Consider the following 16090-nt stretch of genomic DNA (forward strand, 5'->3'; position numbering starts at 1 on the left):
ATGCCGAACCGCCTTCAGATGTCGTCGCACGCAGAAGCGCGATTAGGCTGCTCGGGCTCCGGCCTCCCCAGGGAGACGGCCGTAGCTCGACCGCGTTCGGAAGATGCTGACCCAGGCATCCTGTTTGTCGTTGAGGAACAGTCGCGGCCAGTTGCTCACACATACTGGCGGCCGCTCGCGCGGTCTGTATGCGCCGGGCTATATCGCCCGGCGGGTGCCGTCGGCGGGGACGCAGACTTCCATAGCCCGCCCTCTGACCCCTATGTGGACAAGCGCACCGTCCAGCATCGTCGCTACGAGTTGCTTTCGCTCCTCCTGGATCAACCGGTTTTTCGAGGTCGGCACGCCGGCGACGAACGCAGTACCAAATGAGATCGCGAACCAAGCGATCTCGGAGGTGGGCGTGAGCAACCCGGAGAGGTCGCGAAAGACTGCGATTGCAATCGCCATCATCCCCGCCGGCTAGGTGTGTCAGGGCGATCACCACCCAATCCGCCCGACTAATTCGCCAAGGTACGACGCTGATAGCGGCGACCCTGTAGGCGTCCAACGTTGACGCTGTTCGAAGCGCTCACTCAGCGTAGCCGGGATCGAATCCGGCCTCAGGCATCAGAGTCGAGGACGATCGGCCCCGTTTCGGTGCTCGATGAGTACCTCGCTGTCGGTCTCGCGGTGACGATCAAGCGCGTCATCAGAAGGCGGGCAGCTTTCGCTGGAGGTCTGCGATCGTGGCTCGATCACGCGCCGATGGCGGGGAAGCGTGACCGCGAGGCGGTCCCTCGTGCATGCTGGCGTACGCCGAAGCGGGTGTGCTCTCTCTGGCGTCCGGCATGCTAGAGAGATGCCAGCGTGGAGAGACTATCAAGAGCAATCTGCAAGCCTCTTTCGCGAGCTTGGATTCACCGCAGAAACGGACGTTGCCGTGGAGGGTGCTCGGGCGTCCCACGATGTCGACGTGCTCGTCACCTACCGACACGCTGGTTTAGAACTCGTGTGGATCGTTGAATGCAAGGCTTGGAAATCACGCGTCACGAAGGAAAAGGTGCTCGCGCTTCGAAGCGTTGTTGAGGATGTCGGCGCGGACAAGGGCGTCCTGCTCGCAGAGGGCGGTTTTCAAAGCGGCGCAGTCAAAGCCACAACCAAGAGCAATGTGATCGCGAGTTCCTTGGCAGAGTTGCGAGTGCGAGCGAGTGACTCGCTGGTCGAGCAGCGCCTCTTGTCGCTTCCGGAACGCATCGGTCATGCGAACGCGCGCTACTGGAACATACCGAAGAGCTATCGCGAGGAAAAGGGGCTCCGTCCTGACGGTCCGTTAGCTGGCGGCTATAGCGGCGGAAGCATCCTCAATCTGCTTCCGGTGCTAGTCGCGAATGCCCTCGGTGGCGTTCTGCCTCCTCGCGGAATGATGGGCCCGGATCTCCCGGTGCACACGCGTGAAGAAGCGGCTGACGTAGCCGAGTTGCTCCTCGAGGACCTTGAGTTCAAGTTGAAGGCGGCCGAGCTAGACATGCCTGAGTCCGTCGCCGCTCAGGTAGCGCACAACGAGAACAGTCGAGTGACGCGTGAACTACCGAGCGACCGTGACCGAATCATGCTGCAGATGAGTGTGGCCATGCTCTTGGGTCAGCCGATAGAGGCGATCGTCCAGAGCCTGCACGGCAAAAACTCACCACCCGACGTGGCGCCCGGTGAGGAACGGGCGTTGTAAAGCGATTAGCCTGGGTCGCCCGCGAGGCCAGCCGTATTGGGGTCGCTCAGTGTCCGCTGGTTTCGGTGCCGGCGGTCTGCCCTTGACCGGTGTCGCGGCGGGCGGCTTCGTTCACTACTCCGAAAGGCACGTGAACGCTCGGGATCACATCGGCTGCACTTTCGAGGTGCCCGAGCTGATCGTCGAAGAAGATGTGCGGTTTGAGAACACGGAGGATCCTCGCCTTTTCAATGCCTCCCAGAAAGAATGCGTCGTTGACGCGGACGCCCCAAGACAGCAGCGTCTTCACGACGCGTTCATGGGAAGGCGCATTGCGAGCAGTGACGATGGCTACGTGGACGCGACGGTTGTAGCTCGGGTCGTGCGAGACCCGCGCTTCCTCAATGTCTTGGATGCGGTTGATACCGCGAAGAAACTCGAAAAGCCTTCCTTCGGGCAGGGGTTCTTCCAGATGTTCAGTTTCGTGGGCATGGAATGCGGGCAGCCCCTCTGCTTGCATCACGCGTTCAGAGGAATCGTCGGCGAGCACCCCATCGAAATCGAATGCGATCCTCAAATCAGTGCCATCGGGGTCCATCGCAGGCGATCCAAAGACCTGGCCGGCAGCGAAACCCATCCCCAGCGCGATACGCACGTCGGCCTCATTCTGTGACAGAAATAGAGACATGTTGAGGGCACCCATGTACTCGTAGGGAGACCGGCCCTGCATGAAGATTGCGCGGGAGATGTTCAGTCCATGGGATTCCACCGACCTCATGACGCGCAGGCCCGTCTCCGGGTCGTTGCGGGAGAGCACGATCACCTCGACTAGGGGCGCGCCATCTGACAGATTGTTCAGCGAGAGCAGGCGCTTAATAAATGGAAAGGCAACGCCCGGTTGCAACGTGTCCGCGAGGTGCTCCTCTTGATACTGCCTATAGCGGGCTTCTCCGTGCTCGCGGAACACTGCATCAGCCTCCGCCAGGTCGAACAGTGCGCTAGAAGCGACTCCGACAACGAGCATGTTCTCAAGGTCGGAGGGCATTTTGCTCCGGGGTCGGCGGGCGTTCTCCTGAACGATATAGGTCCGCGCCGCCCCCGCGTTGGGCGACCGTGGGGACAACTCCGGGCAGAATACGCCGCCCCGCAAAATGTGGTCCCCGCGTGCTCGTTGAGCCGTCCTGCCCTAGGCACTGCACGAAGGTGGAAGGTCGAGTAGGCGGTTGTGACGTGCGTGGGGCTCCGCCACCGTCTAGGGGCGAGGCGCTTTAAATCGAGCCGAAAAGTCACTCAACCTGCCGCCGCTCGTGCACCGGATCACGGCAGAATGAGTTGCTGTGCGCTCATGGCGCAGCGGATGAATGGCGGGTGCGACATGCAAGCGTTCTTGAGCTACCCATACGGTGTCGACGTTTCGCTCGTGGCGATGGCCACTCGAGATGCGAACTGGGATCTCGTGGATCCGGTCACTACATCGGGGCTAATGCTCGCCTCGATCAGGAACACGATTGCCAGTGCTGACGCTGTGATCGTGGCAGGTGGCGTGCCAGGCTCGCATGATTCGGCAGCATTGCTGGTTGAAGTTGGAATCGCGCTCGGACTAGGGAAGCCAGTACTCGTGGTCTGGGAGGAATCGTCGGCGCCGCCCAGTGGGCTACCGTCCGAGCTCCGAGTGTCGCGACTGTCGCTTCGTAACCTGGACGCGCTCAGATTCCACATCGGAGTGTTTCTTGCAGACGTTGTGGCCGGATCGCGAACCCCGCGTGCCAAGGTCCCCACCCGTGCCACGCAGGGCGATCTCAACCGTCTCGCTACCCAACTCGATCGCCTACAGGCCCGGCCGTCCATCACAGAGACCGACTTCGTTCGCTGGATTGAAGACCTGTTCAGGGCGGTGGGGTCCAAAGCAGTCCCTTCACCTCGTCCCAACGATCGTGGCTTCGATTTGGTCGTTTCAGCCCCACCATCCTCGGAGCTCGACGGTCCCGTGCTCGTGGAAGCAAGGACGCACTGGCCCCCCGGGGATCAGCTCCGACGCGTCACGGACCGACTTGCGAACGCTGTGGCGAGCGAGCGTGCGGGTCTTGGCATCGTTGTGGTGTTGTCGAAGCCCGCGAAGCCGGGAGGCGCCTGGTTGGGCCCGCCTTCATCGAGTGTTTCGATATTCAGCGCGAACGAGCTACTTGAAGGCATCTCTTCAATGGGGCACCTCCCGGGCCTCCTTCCAACCGGATCACCCCCGGAGCCTGACGAATGAGTCAATTCCGGAGGGACGTCGCGCGAATGCTCCTTGAGGCCGAGGATCCCGACTTGGATCCGCAGGCTCGCGGCCGAAAGTTCGAAGAGCTTCTCATCTACATGTTCGACTCAGTCAACGACTCGTTGGTCGCGGGGAATGTGAGCAGCGACTTCGCGGCGGAGCAGATTGACATCGCAGTCTCCAACAGGGGTGGGTTCCCTGGTTTGCCGTCCCAGTTCCTTGTGGAGTGCAAGAACTACAGTTCACCTCTGGACAGTAAGAGCGTTGGCTACTTCCTATTTATTTGCCTCTCTCGTAGGGCTGAACTCGCCGTGATTGTTGCCAAGTCCGGACTCACCGGTAACGCCGCAGAACAGAATCACGCGTTGTCGCTCGCCAAGGCTGCATCGCCGATGGGGTGTCGGATTGTCGTGATAACTCGGGAAGACATCGTGTCGCTGCGCTCGCCCAGCGACCTAGTGGACTTGATGGAGACGCGATACCTGATCGCCTTCGCCAGTGGAGGAGTCGGCCAGTAGCACGGCGGGTGGCAGCTGACGCCGTTGCCAGACTCGGGCGAGGCCCGGTCGGCAAGGATCCGACCGACTGGACCAGCGGGCGCATATCGGCGCGACCAGATCGCAGCTGAGAGCCACACTATCCGGGCTCGATAGCCGGTCGTCGAGCGCACCGATTCGTAATTATTCGGCGGCACCGCGATGCCGGGTGACCACGGCTCTCGGCGCGCCACCATCGTGACGCGCCGAGAGCATGACAAGTGGTCTTACGCGGCCGCTTGGCTCTTTGGCGCCGATCCATCCTCATGGTCTACGCAGACCCCAGCGGGATCCGCGAACGACCGGTCCGGCAGGTACCAGTGACGCCCGACCTCGCAGTACTCGGGGACCGTCTGTCGGACGATTCGGTAGCGGAAGGTGGATCGGAATACTCGGCGCATTGGTGCTCCTTCGGTGTTGGAGCGGCGGAGTCTAGGGCAGGGCTGCGGGTCGATGCACAATCTCGGCGAAACTGCGCCCGGCAGCCGGTCGCTCGGCGCCTCAGAGCACCGTGCGGATGGAGCGTCGATCCGCGGTTGTCGTTTCCGAGCGGCTCGGACACGCAAGGCCCGTTCGACCTGTTGCTCGCGGCAGGAGCGCTTAACGCTCGCTCGCCGCCCTACCGAGACGCGCTCTCGCAACGTCCAACAAGACGTTGTGACGTGCCCTCTTCCTTCATGGGTGAGTGGCCCGAAGATGTGGTGCCCCTGGAGGGACTCGAACCCCCAACCGTTTCCTTAGGACGGAACTGCTCTTCCATTGAGCTACAGAGGCTGGCCCGTCGAGTCTACCGATCCCCCGGCGTCCGGTAGGTTCGCGACATGACCGTCCAGCCCGCACTCGCCCTGCTCGCCGCGGTGACGTTGCTCCTCGCCGGATGCGTCGGCCGATCACCGCCGCCACACGACCCGCCCGCTGGGCTAAAGCTGCCACCCGCCGGAGGCCAACTCGACTACCAGCTCGGCGGCTCCTACGACCCACCCGACGGCGTCGACATCGTCGTGCGCGACCGGGCCGCGGCATCCGTCGATGACCTCTACTCCGTCTGTTACGTCAACGGATTCCAGACGCAGCCGGGCGAACTCGACGCCTGGCCAGATGACCTTCTGCTCCGCGATGACGACGGCGAGCCGGTCATCGACCCGGACTGGCCGGACGAGGTCATCCTCGACACCCGCAAGGCGGACGAGATCGCGAAGATCGTCGGGCCGTGGATACGCGACTGCGCGTCTGACGGCTTCGACGCCGTCGAGTTCGACAACCTCGACACCTACACCCGCACCGACGGCACCCTCACCCGTGACGACGCACTCGACCTCGCGACCTTGCTCGTCGACACCGCGCACGACGTCGGACTCGCGGCCGGACAGAAGAACGCCGCCGAGGATGCCTCGCTCCTCCAGTCGCGCGCCGGCTTTGACTTCGCCGTCGTCGAGGAGTGCGCGGCCTACGAGGAGTGCTCCGCCTACGCCGAGGTCTACGGCGATCACGTCCTCGCCATCGAGTACACCGACAACCTTCCCCGCCCGTGGGATGAGGTCTGCGCCGACCCGGAGACACCGGCATCCGTCGTTCTGCGAGACCGGGATCTCGTCACGCCGGACGACCCGGCGTATGTGTTCGAAACCTGCGGCTGACGCAGCCTCCCGTTACGTTGGGATGGAAGAGCGCGCGGTCGTCAGCTTGCCCGGCGCCCGTTCACCCACCGACCACACCGGCGGAAGCACCTCGCCACCAGGAGGCCACCCCACCATGAGCACGGACCCCACCCCCGCGGCATCCACCACTGCGGACACGCGAGGGACCACCACCGTCCCCTGGATCGCGGTCATCGCGTTCACCGTCCTCGCGTGCGGACTCGCGTGGCTCGTCACGCTCCCCCTCTGGATGGGCGACGGCCTCGCCACCCCGATCGCGCCACTGATCCTGCCGGTGATGATGTTCACACCGGCCGTCGCCGCGCTCATCGTCACCTTGTTCCTGCGCCGCACCGCCGGACGCCGCGCGTGGCGCATGCTGGCCCTCGTCCCGATCAAGCCGCTCGGCCGCTTCTTCGGCCTGCTCGGCATCGGGCTGGGCATCGCCGTGCTCGTGCCGGTGCTCGCCACGTTCATCGCCGCCGCGACCGGAACACTGCAGCTCGACCTCGTGAACTTCTCGGGCTTCGCCGCAGCCCTCCAGGCGCAGCTCGACGCCGCCGGAACGCCGGACCTTCCGATCCCCGTCGCCACGCTCGTCGTCACCCAGCTCGCCTTCATCCCCGTCGGCGCGGTGATCAACTCGTTCCTCGCGTTCGGCGAAGAGCTCGGCTGGCGCGGTTGGCTACTCTCCGCGCTCCGGCCCCTCGGCACCTGGCCGGCGCTGCTCATCAGCGGCGTCATTTGGGGCCTCTGGCACGCGCCGATCATCCTGCTCGGCTACAACTTCGCCGAACCCAACCTGTTCGGGCTCGCCCTCATGGTGATGGGATGCCTCAGCTTCGGCATCCTGCTCGGCTGGCTGCGCCTGCGATCCGGCAACGTATGGCCCGCCGTCCTCGGCCACGGCGCGTTCAACGCCGCCGCCGGCTTCGCGTTCCTCGTGTCGACGCCCGAGCTGCAGCCCCTCGCCGCGTCACCGCTGAGCTGGCCGGGCTGGCTCGCCTGCGCGGCGATCATCCTCCTGCTGCTGGCGCTCGGTCAGTTCAAGAAGTCGCGGCTGCCGCAGACCGGCGCCTGACGGACGCGATCACGCGTCGTTCGACGGTGCCGGGGGCGACGGCGGATCCTCACCGGTGGGCTTGTCGCCCCACCCGGCCTCGCGTCGCAACTGCACGAACCCGGCCACGATCAGCGCGAGCGCGATCCCGAGGAACAGCAGCCGCATCCACAGTTCGACACCACTGAAGAACATCGAGGGCGCCACCCCGGCGAAGGTCGCGCCGATGAAGTACCAGACCGCGACAGGGGTCTCATTCTTCTGCTCCGTCATCCCGTGCTCCTTTCTCGTGAGTAGACGGTAAGCCGCGGGCACAACGTCACGCCTCCCCCGCGTGACGGACATCGACGGAGCTCTGTTGCTCGAGACTCCGCTCGGTAGGTGCGATCCGCGCGCCGTCGCCGAGGGATGCAGGTCGCTGACGCACGACGGCGGGATCAGCTTCTTCATCCCATCGGTGGAAGCGCCCAGGCCTCCTTTATGACAGGCTCCCCTCATGCGCCGAGCCACGACGATCACCGCCCTCGCCGCGACGGCGCTTCTGCTCGGCGGTGCGATCAGCGGATGCACCACCGTGGAGATCGTCGCGACGAGCGACAAGCCCTCCCCTGCGGCAGCGCAGCCCGCCGACACGAGTGGCGACAACCTCTCCGGCTGGGAAGGGCTGCCGTCAAAACCCGCGTCCCCCGCGGAGTACGCCGACACCTACATGCAGGCGAACCCGAATCACATGCTGCATCGTGAGCTCGACGGCATCCTCGAGTACTACCGCGATGCGGCGACGGCGTTCCCCTTCCCTCTGCCCGAGGGGTACTCGTTCCCCGCCGACCCCGGCTACTACGACCGTCCCGAGGACGGGCCGAACTGGGCCGAGGTCACGACCGCCAACCGGATCTGGGCGTACTTCGAGTTCGCGAACGTCCAGGCCGCGAAGGCCGCATTCGACCGGGGCGATGAGGATGCCGCGACCGGCTACCTCGATATCGTCCGCGACGCCTACCTGTCCGAGGCATTCCCCAACAACTGGGAAGGCACGTCACCGCAAGACTGGTACGACGGCGTCTTCAGCGGCATGCGCCTGGGCGACTTCACTCTCGAGACGAACTTCATCTACAACCCGTTCCCATGGGAGCCGGGGCAGTCCTGATTCGACGGCTATCCCAGCAGGAACGCGGGCTACGGACCTGAGAGCTCTCATTCACGAGAGCATCTGAACGACAGTGCTGAGATCTGCGACGAGCTCGGCCCGTTTGCCGGACTGATTCATCGCCTGCGGGCCCGGATGCCAGGTCTCGACGGTCCGCACAGCCGGCCGGTGAGGAGACTGCTCGATATTCGCGAGCCATCCTTTCTGGGCGAACCGCCCGGAGAGGACGACGATCTCCAAACGCGGCAGCAGCTGCATCACCTCGACGAGCGCGTTCGCCCCTTCGGCGACCTCCGCGGTCGTCGGCTTTACTGACGCGGGACCGAGATACCAGGGGACGATGTTCCACGCGAGGAAATCGCCGTGAAGGCCCGCGGTGTCCCGCGCGTTCCACAGGTTGGCAGCCGTCGCATCATCGTTGTCCACAGAGATAAAGCCCGACCCGGGACGAGCATTTCCGCTCGCTGCATTGGTCATCGGCCCGGGTGCCTCAAGGACGAAGAGAACGCGCGCGTCGGCCCCAGCCTCGGCAGGGTCGAAGTGCGGCACGACGCGACCGGAAGTTCGGCCCTCGAAGGCCGCAGCCCACTCGCGAAGGGGCTGAACGGTGTCCGCCGTCGCCAGCATGTCAACACGTTCGTCGCGGATCACCGGGGACCGTAAGCCTCTCGGCGCGGGGAGGAACATCCTCTCAGGCTAGCGAAGCGATCGCTCCGAGTAGCGTGGCTTGTGAAGTCATTCAAGAAAACCTAAAGGGTGTAGGTTAACTCCTCGTGCCCCGCGCGAACCTCTCCCCCGACGCTCTCACCCGAGCAGCGCTCGACCTCATCGACGCCGACGGACCCGACGCGCTCTCCATGTCGGCGCTCGCCCGCCGCGTCGGCGTGCAGACCGCCAGCCTCTACGCGCATGTCCGCGATCTCGCCGCGCTCCGCAGTGCTGTCCAGGCCGCCGTGTTCGACGAGCTCGCCGACGCGGTCGGCGACGCACCCACGCTTCGCGACCTCGCGAACGCGCAGCGCTCCTACGCCTTAACGCACCCCGCGCGCTGGGCGATGATCTCGCAGCCGGTCGAACGCAACGAGATCACCGGGCCGGCGGCATCCCGCATCTCAGCGCTCGTCATCGGCTCGCTCCGCGACTACGAAGTGCCCGAGAGCGAGACCGTCCACGCGGTCCGCTTCGCGAGCGCCACCGTCGCCGGCTACCTCGCCCTCGAATCCGCCTCATCGTTCGCCCACCGCGACGAGACCACCGACACCTCCTGGAACCGCGCCCTCGACGCCCTCGACCGCGCCCTCCGCACCTGGACCACCAAGGACCCCGCATGATCGACATCACCCTCGACACCACCACCATCCGCGGACTCGCCGAGCTCGAACCCACCGAGCGAGGCCAGCGCCTGCACCGCCTACCCGCCTGCGTCCGCACCCAGTACCCCGAGCCGCAGCTCCTCGGCGTCGAGGCGCAGCCCGCCGGCGCACGCATCGCGGTGCGGACCGCGGCACCCCGCCTCGAACTCGACCTGCACGCCACGCGCGCCACCCTGCGCGGCCTCTCCCGCCCGCGCGGGCGCGTCGATGTCCGCGTCGACGGCGCCCTGCACGACAGCATCGAGCTCGACGGCGGCGACACCGTCGACACCGATCCGGCCACCGGCATCCGTCAGCTCGTCGAAGGACCGGTGCAGCGCATCACCATCGACGGACTCGACCCGAGCGACAAGCTCGTCGAGCTCTGGCTGCCGCACAACGAGACGGTCGAACTCGTCGCACTGCGCGCCGACGCCCCCGCCTCCGCCGACACGACCAAGCGCCCGCGCTGGGTGCACCACGGCAGCTCGATCAGTCAGGGCTCCAACGCGACGCAGCCGAGCTCGACCTGGGTCTCGCTCGCCGCCCGCCGCGCCGGACTCGACCTGCGCAACCTCGGCGTCGGCGGCAGCGCGCAGGTCGACCCGTTCATGGCCCGCGTCATCCGCGACACCACCGCCGACGTCATCAGCGTCGCCCTCGGCATCAACGTCGTCAACGCCGACGCGATGAGGCTGCGCGCGTTCGTCCCCGCGGTGCACGGCTTCCTCGACACGATCCGCGACGGCCACCCCCACACGCCGCTGCACCTCATCACGCCGATCTGGTGCGGCATCCACGAGCAGACCCCCGGCCCCGGCACCATCGATCCCGGGTCGTTCGCCACCGGCACGCTGCTCTTCGGCGCCGCGGGAACCCCCGGCGACACCGCCGGCGGACGCCTCACCCTCGAAGTCATCCGCGACGCCCTCGCCGATGTGTTCGCGCACCGCGACGACCCGAATCTGCACCTCGTCGACGGTCTCGCTCTCTACGGCGAAGCGGATGCCGCCACCCACCCACTCCCCGACCGGCTGCACCCGAGCCCCGAGGCGCACCGCCTCATCGGCGAGCGCTTCGCGGCGATCGCCCTGCCGTCAGTCGGAGTACGTGGACGCTGAACGGGTACCCCGCTGTGCCGAATGACCGCTCGCTTGCCGAGTCACCATCCGACACCGTGCCTTCCGCGTCCGACTCGGTATTCGGGTGGTGACTCGGCGCAAGTTGGGCCGAGAGACCGGCGCACCTCAACCCTCATGCAACGGAGGCGAGAGTGATGGGAATCCTCATCCGTCGCTAGTCTTATGCGAAACCTATGAGATCGGGGAGGGTGCGATGGCGCGCCGACGGGGGCTACTAGCTGAGTTCCAACACCAACAACGTCTGGCCCAGTCTCGGGCTAATGCCGAACACAGAGCCCAGATGGCGGCACAGGCACAGGCGCTCCGGTTGCAAGCTGCGCAATCGCGAGCGGTGGCAGCCGCCACGCGTGCTTCGGAGACAGAACAACGTCGGTACGAACGTGAGATGTTGGCGGAGCACGTCGAGTCTCGCCGGCAAGAAGTCGAGGAACTGAACGAGGACCTGGCGTGGCAATACGCCCAGATCGACGGCATGCTCGCAGCGACGATCGATGTCGACGATTGGGTGGACCTTGAACAATTGAAGCGGACCGCCGAGCACCCGCCGTTCCCCCGGTGGGACCTCGAGAGTTCGGTACCGACACCTGAACGCATTCAGGTGCCCCCGCCTCCGCTCGCACCGCAGCCCGAGCCGGTGACGGGACTTTTCGGCCGGAAGCGGAAGGCTGAGGAAGCGCAGCAACGAGCAGCTGCTGCGCACCAGTACGCGATGCAGCAGTGGGCTGCATATCGAGATTCCATCCCCGCAACTCAGGCGCGTCTCGACGAGGAGCACGCGGCGACTGAGCAAGCCCGCGTTGCGACGCTGGAGGCAGAGCGGAAGCGTTACGACGAACAGTGCCGCTTGCGAGAGCAGGAAGTCGCAGAGCACAACGCAACTGTCGATGCTCTGATCGCCGGCGTCGCCTACGGGGCTGAAGACGCGATTCAAGAGTATGTCGGCATCGTCTTGGCCAACTCGGTATATCCGATCAACTTCGACGTTGAACACGAAGCCACATTCGATCCGACAACGGCAGAGCTTCAGGTGAGGGCCATTGTCCCCGCGCCCGACTCAGTACCCACGATCAAGGCATATCGATACGTGAAAGCCAGCGACGAGGTAACAACTACTCAGCTATCGAAGAAGGACGCAGCGGACCGATATGCGGGAGCCCTCCAGCAGGTCGCTCTTAGGTCGCTCCACGAGATCTTCGAAGCCGACCGACACGGCGTGATTCAGGCAATCTCACTTCAGGTTGGACCGCAGACGAAGGACCCGGCGACTGGGCGGGAAACCTTCATTCCGCTAGTGGCTGTCACCTCTTCGCGCGATACGTTCATGGAATTTGATCTTGCGGGCGTCGTCCCGGCCGCGACGCTGCAACTGCTGGGTGCGGCGATCTCGAAGAACGCGATCGGCCTCAGCGCCATCGATCCAGCTGGCGTGCGTCGGTCGTGACGTCGGAAAATAAGCGGTTCAATCCCCCGCCCGGCTGGCCGCCCGCACCTCCGGGCTGGACGCCGCCTGCCGGGTGGACTCCGCCGCCCTCGTGGGCGCCTGCCCCTGAGGGGTGGCAGCTCTGGATACAAGACGACGAGAACTCGATGTCGCCTCCCGTAGAAGCTGTCTGTGGCGACGTCGACCTGGCGGAGGCGAGCACAGAGTCTCCGCCGCCAGCGTCAGATCCAATTGATGAGGTCGCACGTCTGCGCTCGGAGGTCGCGATCCTGCGGGCGCAGATTTCTGTGCCACCTGGAGATGACAGCCCGGTACCTCTGGACGACCGGCAGGTGCTTCAGGAGGTGGGGATTTACCGGTATCACCATCCTTTAGAGAACGCTGCCGCGTATCAGGAAAGACTCGATCAGATCGAGAGGCGTATCGCAGATCTCATCAGGGAGGATCGCGCGATCGAACGCTCGAACCTCTTTACTTTCGACAATTCGCTGGCCAAGGGTCGAAAGATGGCTGGGGACCTCTCGAAGTTGATGTTGCGTGCCTACAACGCCGAAGCCGACAACTGTCTCCGAAGCCTGCGGGCCGGCAACGTTCTCACAGCGAAACGACGCCTCCAGCATTCACGTGATGTGATCGCGCGGCTCGGCGTCATGATGCAGATGCGAATCAGCGATCAGTTTCACGAGCTGAGGCTTGAGGAGCTCGAGCTGACATCCGACTGGTTGATGAAGAAGCAGGAGGAGAAAGAAGCCGAGCGCGAAGAGCGAGCTCGGCTTCGTGAGGAACGAAAGGTCGCTGCGGAGCTGGCTGAGCAGCGTGCGCGACTAGATAAGGAACGAGCCCTCCTCCTGCAGACACTGCAAGCCCTCCAAGCTGCGGGGGCCATGGACGAGGGGCTGAACGCACGACTGGCGGAGGTCGACGCAGCTATCGCCGATAACGACTACCGTGCCGCGAACATCCGAGCCGGTTACGTGTACGTCATTTCGAACCGCGGCGCATTCGGCGAGGGCGTCGTAAAGATCGGCCTCACTCGACGCCTTGAACCAACGGATCGCGTAAACGAACTCGGCGGCGCATCAGTGCCGTTCCGTTTTGACATTCACACGATCTACTTCTCTGAGGACGCTGTAACGCTAGAAGCCGAACTCCACCGCCACTTCGCGGGAAGAGCTCTCAATCAAGCGAATCGGCGCAAGGAGTTCTTCTTCGCTACTCCCGCGGAAGTGCGAGATGTCCTCGCTGAGAAGGTCGGTAACCTCCTAGAGTTCGCCGAAGATGCCGAGGCACACGAGTACTACCAATCCTTGAGCATGTGGCCTCCGCAGTTCCGCAACTGATCGCGCCACACACGCCGTTGCGGCACCTCAGGCGAAGGCCGCGATCTGCAACAGGTTCCCGACGGTGTCGCTCAGCACCGCAGTCACCACCGGTCCGTGGTCGATCGGCGCCTGCGTGAACTCGACCCCGAGCCCCTGCAGCCGCTCGTACTCGGCCTGCACGTCGTCGACGCCGAGGACGAAGAACGGGATGCCGTCCTCGAGCAGTGCGTCGGCGAACGGCGGCACCGCGGGGTGGGCCTTCGGCTCGAGCGACAGCTGGGTGCCCTCGGGCGCCGCGGGGTCGACGACCGTCAGCCACCGGAACTCCCCCATCGGCACGTCGGCGGCCACGGCGAAGCCGAGCTTCTCGGTGTAGAACTCGAGCGCGCGCTGCTGGTCGTCGACGAACACGCTGACGGTCTGGATCTTCATGACTCTCCTGCGGGAAGGGGCCAGCGCTCCGAGATCTGAGCGAGCGGCCGGGTGTCGATGATGTGGAACTTGAACTTGCCGCGACGCTCACTGTGCACGAGGCCCGCCTCTTCGAGGACCGCCAGATGCTGCGACACCGCCTGTCGCGAATGCGTCACGCCGCGATCGGCCAGCCGCACGCACAGCTCGAACAGCGTCTGCCCATCGCGCTCGGCGAGGTCGTCGAGGATCGTCCGACGCGTCTCGTCGGCGAGAGCCTTGTAGACGTCGCCCATGCGGGAAGTATAGGCAAGCACCCACTTGCCTATCAAGACTGCGACTGGCGAGCGGCGTCCCTCGTCGATAGCGTGCGGGGATGAGCGCTTTCCCGCCCCCGTCCGGACGGCGCTCCGCGTCGGCGAGAAGCACGACCGCCCTCCTCCTGGCTCTTCTCGGAGCGGCATCGCTCGCCGGCTGCACCGTGAACACCGCGGAGCCCTCTCCGCCGCCCGCGCCGACGGTGGAGACGGCACCAGTCGAGGAGACCGATCCTGCGCCGGCGCCGGCCCGTCTACCCGAGGCCTGCGCGTCCTCCCCCGCACGCGCTGATCTGGGCTCGCGCGACGGTGCGAACGGCGAGGTCTATGAAGAGGACGCGAACGGCCTGGCCACCGTCTACGCCGTCGCGTACAACGACACGTTCCAGGACATCGCAGGCCGCTTCTGCCTCGACAAGGATGAGTTGCGCCTGACCTACAACCACGGCGACGAGCTCATCGCCGACGAATACATCGCCCTCCAGCCGGAGTCGCGCGCCGACGCGCGCCGCGCCTCGGGATACAACTTCCCCGCGTGCCCGGTCTCCACGAACGACAATCCGCTCGTCGCTTCGATCAGCTGGTGGGCCGACGACGAGTCGGACGAGACGTATCAGGCGAGCGTCCAAGGGTCGCCCCGCGACACCGGCGCCGCCCGCGGTGCAACGGGCGACGCTCGCACGGATGCCTCGGGCGACCTGGTCGACTACACCGTCGCCTCGAACGACACCTGGCGCGGCATCCGCGACCGGTTCTGCTTCGACTATTACTTCATGTGGTCGCTGACCGGGACCGACGAACCATCCGTTCTCCACCCCGGCGATGTCATCCCGTTGAAGCCGCAATTCCTCGAGCGCCCCGTGGACTGAGCCCTATCAAGGCCCCACCGGATAGTCGACGTACGCGAAGCGCGATCCGTCCGAAGTCCAGCTGTTCACGTTGATCGTGCCCTGACCGCCGAACACCGTAGCCACCGTCTCGGGGTGGTGCCAGTGCCCGTTCCGCACGAGGCGCAGCTCGACCTCGACATCCGCCGGGTGCCCGTTCGTTCCGGGCGGGAAGCTGATGTAGACGGCGTCGCGGCCCGCCGGCGAAGGGTGCGGAAACCAGTTCACCCGGTCGTCGAACGTCAGCTGCTCGAGACCCGAACGGTCGCGACGCATCCGCGCGATCTGCGCATGCCCCGGCGTCTGGGAGAACTCCTCGGTGTTCAGGTAGATCCACGACCCGCCCGGCGACCACTCGCTGCCGTCGGCGACCTGACCTGTCGTCAGAGGGACGTCCTCCGAACCGTCGATCCGCGCGGTCCGCAGGTCGGCCGACAGCACCTCGCCGTCCTCGATCGAGAGCGCCGTGTACGCGATCCACGCGCCATCCGGGCTCACCCCGTGGAGGAAGTGCATGAACGGGTCGTCCGGATTCGTGATCCGCACGCCCTCACCGCCGGTCCGCGGCGCCCGGTAGATCTGTCCGTCATTCGCGGACAACAGGATGTCGCCCGACTTCGGCACCAGCACGTGATCGTTGTTGATGGGCGGGATGCCGGTGAACGGCACTTCGACGAAGTCAGCACCGCCGGCATCCGCGTCGATGGACCACAGCAGCCCGCCGCCGTTGAGCAGCAGACCTTCCGGCGCCCAGTTCGGCGCCTCGAGCAGGACCTCATCGGTCTCGAAGATGACCCGGTCGGTGCCGGTCACGACGTCGTAGACGTGGACGCGGCATCGCTGCCCGTCGAGGGCGAAGTCGCGCGGCGGGAAAACGGTGATGGCCATGCC

The 16090-nt window shown here is 65.3% G+C and carries 17 protein-coding genes and 1 tRNA gene; 11 read left to right on the forward strand and 7 right to left on the reverse strand.

Annotated elements, in window-relative coordinates; all coding sequences use genetic code 11:
* The first annotated feature begins 841 nt into the window (after positions 1-841).
* Positions 842-1708, forward strand: a complete 867-nt coding sequence (locus BLR68_RS02905) for a restriction endonuclease (protein ID WP_081626477.1) — start codon at positions 842-844, stop codon at positions 1706-1708.
* A gap of 46 nt (positions 1709-1754) precedes the next feature.
* Here the strand turns inward: BLR68_RS02905 and BLR68_RS02910 are convergent, their stop codons facing one another.
* Positions 1755-2732: a 5'-nucleotidase gene (locus BLR68_RS02910; RefSeq protein WP_018188538.1), complete on the reverse strand. Its 978-nt coding sequence runs from the start codon at positions 2730-2732 to the stop codon at positions 1755-1757.
* Positions 2733-3170: 438 nt separating this feature from the next.
* On the opposite strand from BLR68_RS02910, the gene BLR68_RS18265 reads away from it, so the two are divergent.
* Positions 3171-3944 carry a restriction endonuclease gene (locus BLR68_RS18265; protein WP_371129974.1) on the forward strand — a complete coding sequence of 258 codons (774 nt, stop codon included), beginning with the start codon at positions 3171-3173 and terminating at the stop codon, positions 3942-3944.
* A gap of 26 nt (positions 3945-3970) precedes the next feature.
* On the forward strand, positions 3971-4465 hold the full coding sequence (locus BLR68_RS02915) for a restriction endonuclease (protein ID WP_026303017.1): 495 nt from the start codon (positions 3971-3973) through the stop codon (positions 4463-4465).
* Between the two features lie 717 nt (positions 4466-5182).
* Here the strand turns inward: BLR68_RS02915 and BLR68_RS02920 are convergent.
* Positions 5183-5257 (reverse strand) — tRNA-Arg (locus tag BLR68_RS02920).
* Between the two features lie 47 nt (positions 5258-5304).
* Here BLR68_RS02920 and BLR68_RS02925 point away from each other — a divergent pair.
* Together BLR68_RS02925 and BLR68_RS02930 are read left to right on the forward strand one after the other, a co-directional pair.
* A complete protein-coding gene (locus BLR68_RS02925) occupies positions 5305-6120 on the forward strand; it encodes an endo alpha-1,4 polygalactosaminidase (protein ID WP_018188540.1) in 816 nt (271 codons plus the stop codon).
* A 115-nt stretch (positions 6121-6235) separates the two neighbouring features.
* On the forward strand, positions 6236-7201 hold the full coding sequence (locus BLR68_RS02930) for a CPBP family intramembrane glutamic endopeptidase (RefSeq protein ID WP_018188541.1): 966 nt from the start codon (positions 6236-6238) through the stop codon (positions 7199-7201).
* A 9-nt stretch (positions 7202-7210) separates the two neighbouring features.
* Here the strand turns inward: BLR68_RS02930 and BLR68_RS02935 are convergent, their stop codons facing one another.
* Positions 7211-7453 carry a hypothetical protein gene (locus BLR68_RS02935; RefSeq protein ID WP_018188542.1) on the reverse strand — a complete coding sequence of 81 codons (243 nt, stop codon included), beginning with the start codon at positions 7451-7453 and terminating at the stop codon, positions 7211-7213.
* Between the two features lie 223 nt (positions 7454-7676).
* Between BLR68_RS02935 and BLR68_RS02940 the strand changes: the two genes are divergently transcribed.
* Positions 7677-8327, forward strand: coding sequence for a hypothetical protein (locus BLR68_RS02940; protein ID WP_018188543.1), 651 nt, complete (start codon positions 7677-7679; stop codon positions 8325-8327).
* A gap of 51 nt (positions 8328-8378) precedes the next feature.
* Here the strand turns inward: BLR68_RS02940 and BLR68_RS02945 are convergent, their stop codons facing one another.
* Positions 8379-8978 carry a uracil-DNA glycosylase gene (locus BLR68_RS02945; protein ID WP_018188544.1) on the reverse strand — a complete coding sequence of 200 codons (600 nt, stop codon included), beginning with the start codon at positions 8976-8978 and terminating at the stop codon, positions 8379-8381.
* A 122-nt stretch (positions 8979-9100) separates the two neighbouring features.
* Here BLR68_RS02945 and BLR68_RS02950 point away from each other — a divergent pair, with 122 nt between their 5' ends.
* From BLR68_RS02950 to BLR68_RS02965, 4 genes are all read left to right on the forward strand, one after another.
* The gene (locus BLR68_RS02950) at positions 9101-9658 is read left to right on the forward strand and encodes a TetR/AcrR family transcriptional regulator (RefSeq protein ID WP_018188545.1); all 558 of its coding nucleotides are present in this window, start codon (positions 9101-9103) and stop codon (positions 9656-9658) included.
* A complete protein-coding gene (locus BLR68_RS02955) occupies positions 9655-10800 on the forward strand; it encodes a GDSL-type esterase/lipase family protein (protein WP_018188546.1) in 1146 nt (381 codons plus the stop codon). Before BLR68_RS02950 ends, BLR68_RS02955 begins: the two co-directional genes overlap by 4 nt.
* Positions 10801-11101: 301 nt before the next feature.
* Positions 11102-12262 carry a hypothetical protein gene (locus BLR68_RS02960; protein WP_256335302.1) on the forward strand — a complete coding sequence of 387 codons (1161 nt, stop codon included), beginning with the start codon at positions 11102-11104 and terminating at the stop codon, positions 12260-12262.
* The gene (locus BLR68_RS02965) at positions 12259-13602 is read left to right on the forward strand and encodes an SNIPE associated domain-containing protein (protein WP_026303019.1); all 1344 of its coding nucleotides are present in this window, start codon (positions 12259-12261) and stop codon (positions 13600-13602) included. Before BLR68_RS02960 ends, BLR68_RS02965 begins: the two co-directional genes overlap by 4 nt.
* A gap of 27 nt (positions 13603-13629) precedes the next feature.
* Here BLR68_RS02965 and BLR68_RS02970 read toward each other — a convergent pair whose 3' ends face one another.
* Together BLR68_RS02970 and BLR68_RS02975 are read right to left on the reverse strand one after the other, a co-directional pair.
* Positions 13630-14016, reverse strand: a complete 387-nt coding sequence (locus BLR68_RS02970) for a VOC family protein (protein WP_018188549.1) — start codon at positions 14014-14016, stop codon at positions 13630-13632.
* Positions 14013-14291, reverse strand: a complete 279-nt coding sequence (locus BLR68_RS02975) for an ArsR/SmtB family transcription factor (protein ID WP_018188550.1) — start codon at positions 14289-14291, stop codon at positions 14013-14015. The genes BLR68_RS02970 and BLR68_RS02975 overlap by 4 nt, the downstream gene beginning before the upstream one ends.
* A gap of 80 nt (positions 14292-14371) precedes the next feature.
* Here BLR68_RS02975 and BLR68_RS02980 point away from each other — a divergent pair, with 80 nt between their 5' ends.
* A complete protein-coding gene (locus BLR68_RS02980) occupies positions 14372-15181 on the forward strand; it encodes a hypothetical protein (protein WP_018188551.1) in 810 nt (269 codons plus the stop codon).
* A 6-nt stretch (positions 15182-15187) separates the two neighbouring features.
* On the opposite strand, the gene BLR68_RS02985 is transcribed toward BLR68_RS02980, so the two are convergent.
* Positions 15188-16087, reverse strand: coding sequence for a TolB family protein (locus BLR68_RS02985; protein ID WP_018188552.1), 900 nt, complete (start codon positions 16085-16087; stop codon positions 15188-15190).
* Positions 16088-16090: the final 3 nt, after the last annotated feature.

This window comes from Microbacterium sp. 77mftsu3.1 (assembly GCF_900100525.1).
Taxonomy (GTDB): Bacteria; Actinomycetota; Actinomycetes; order Actinomycetales; family Microbacteriaceae; genus Microbacterium; species Microbacterium aquilitoris.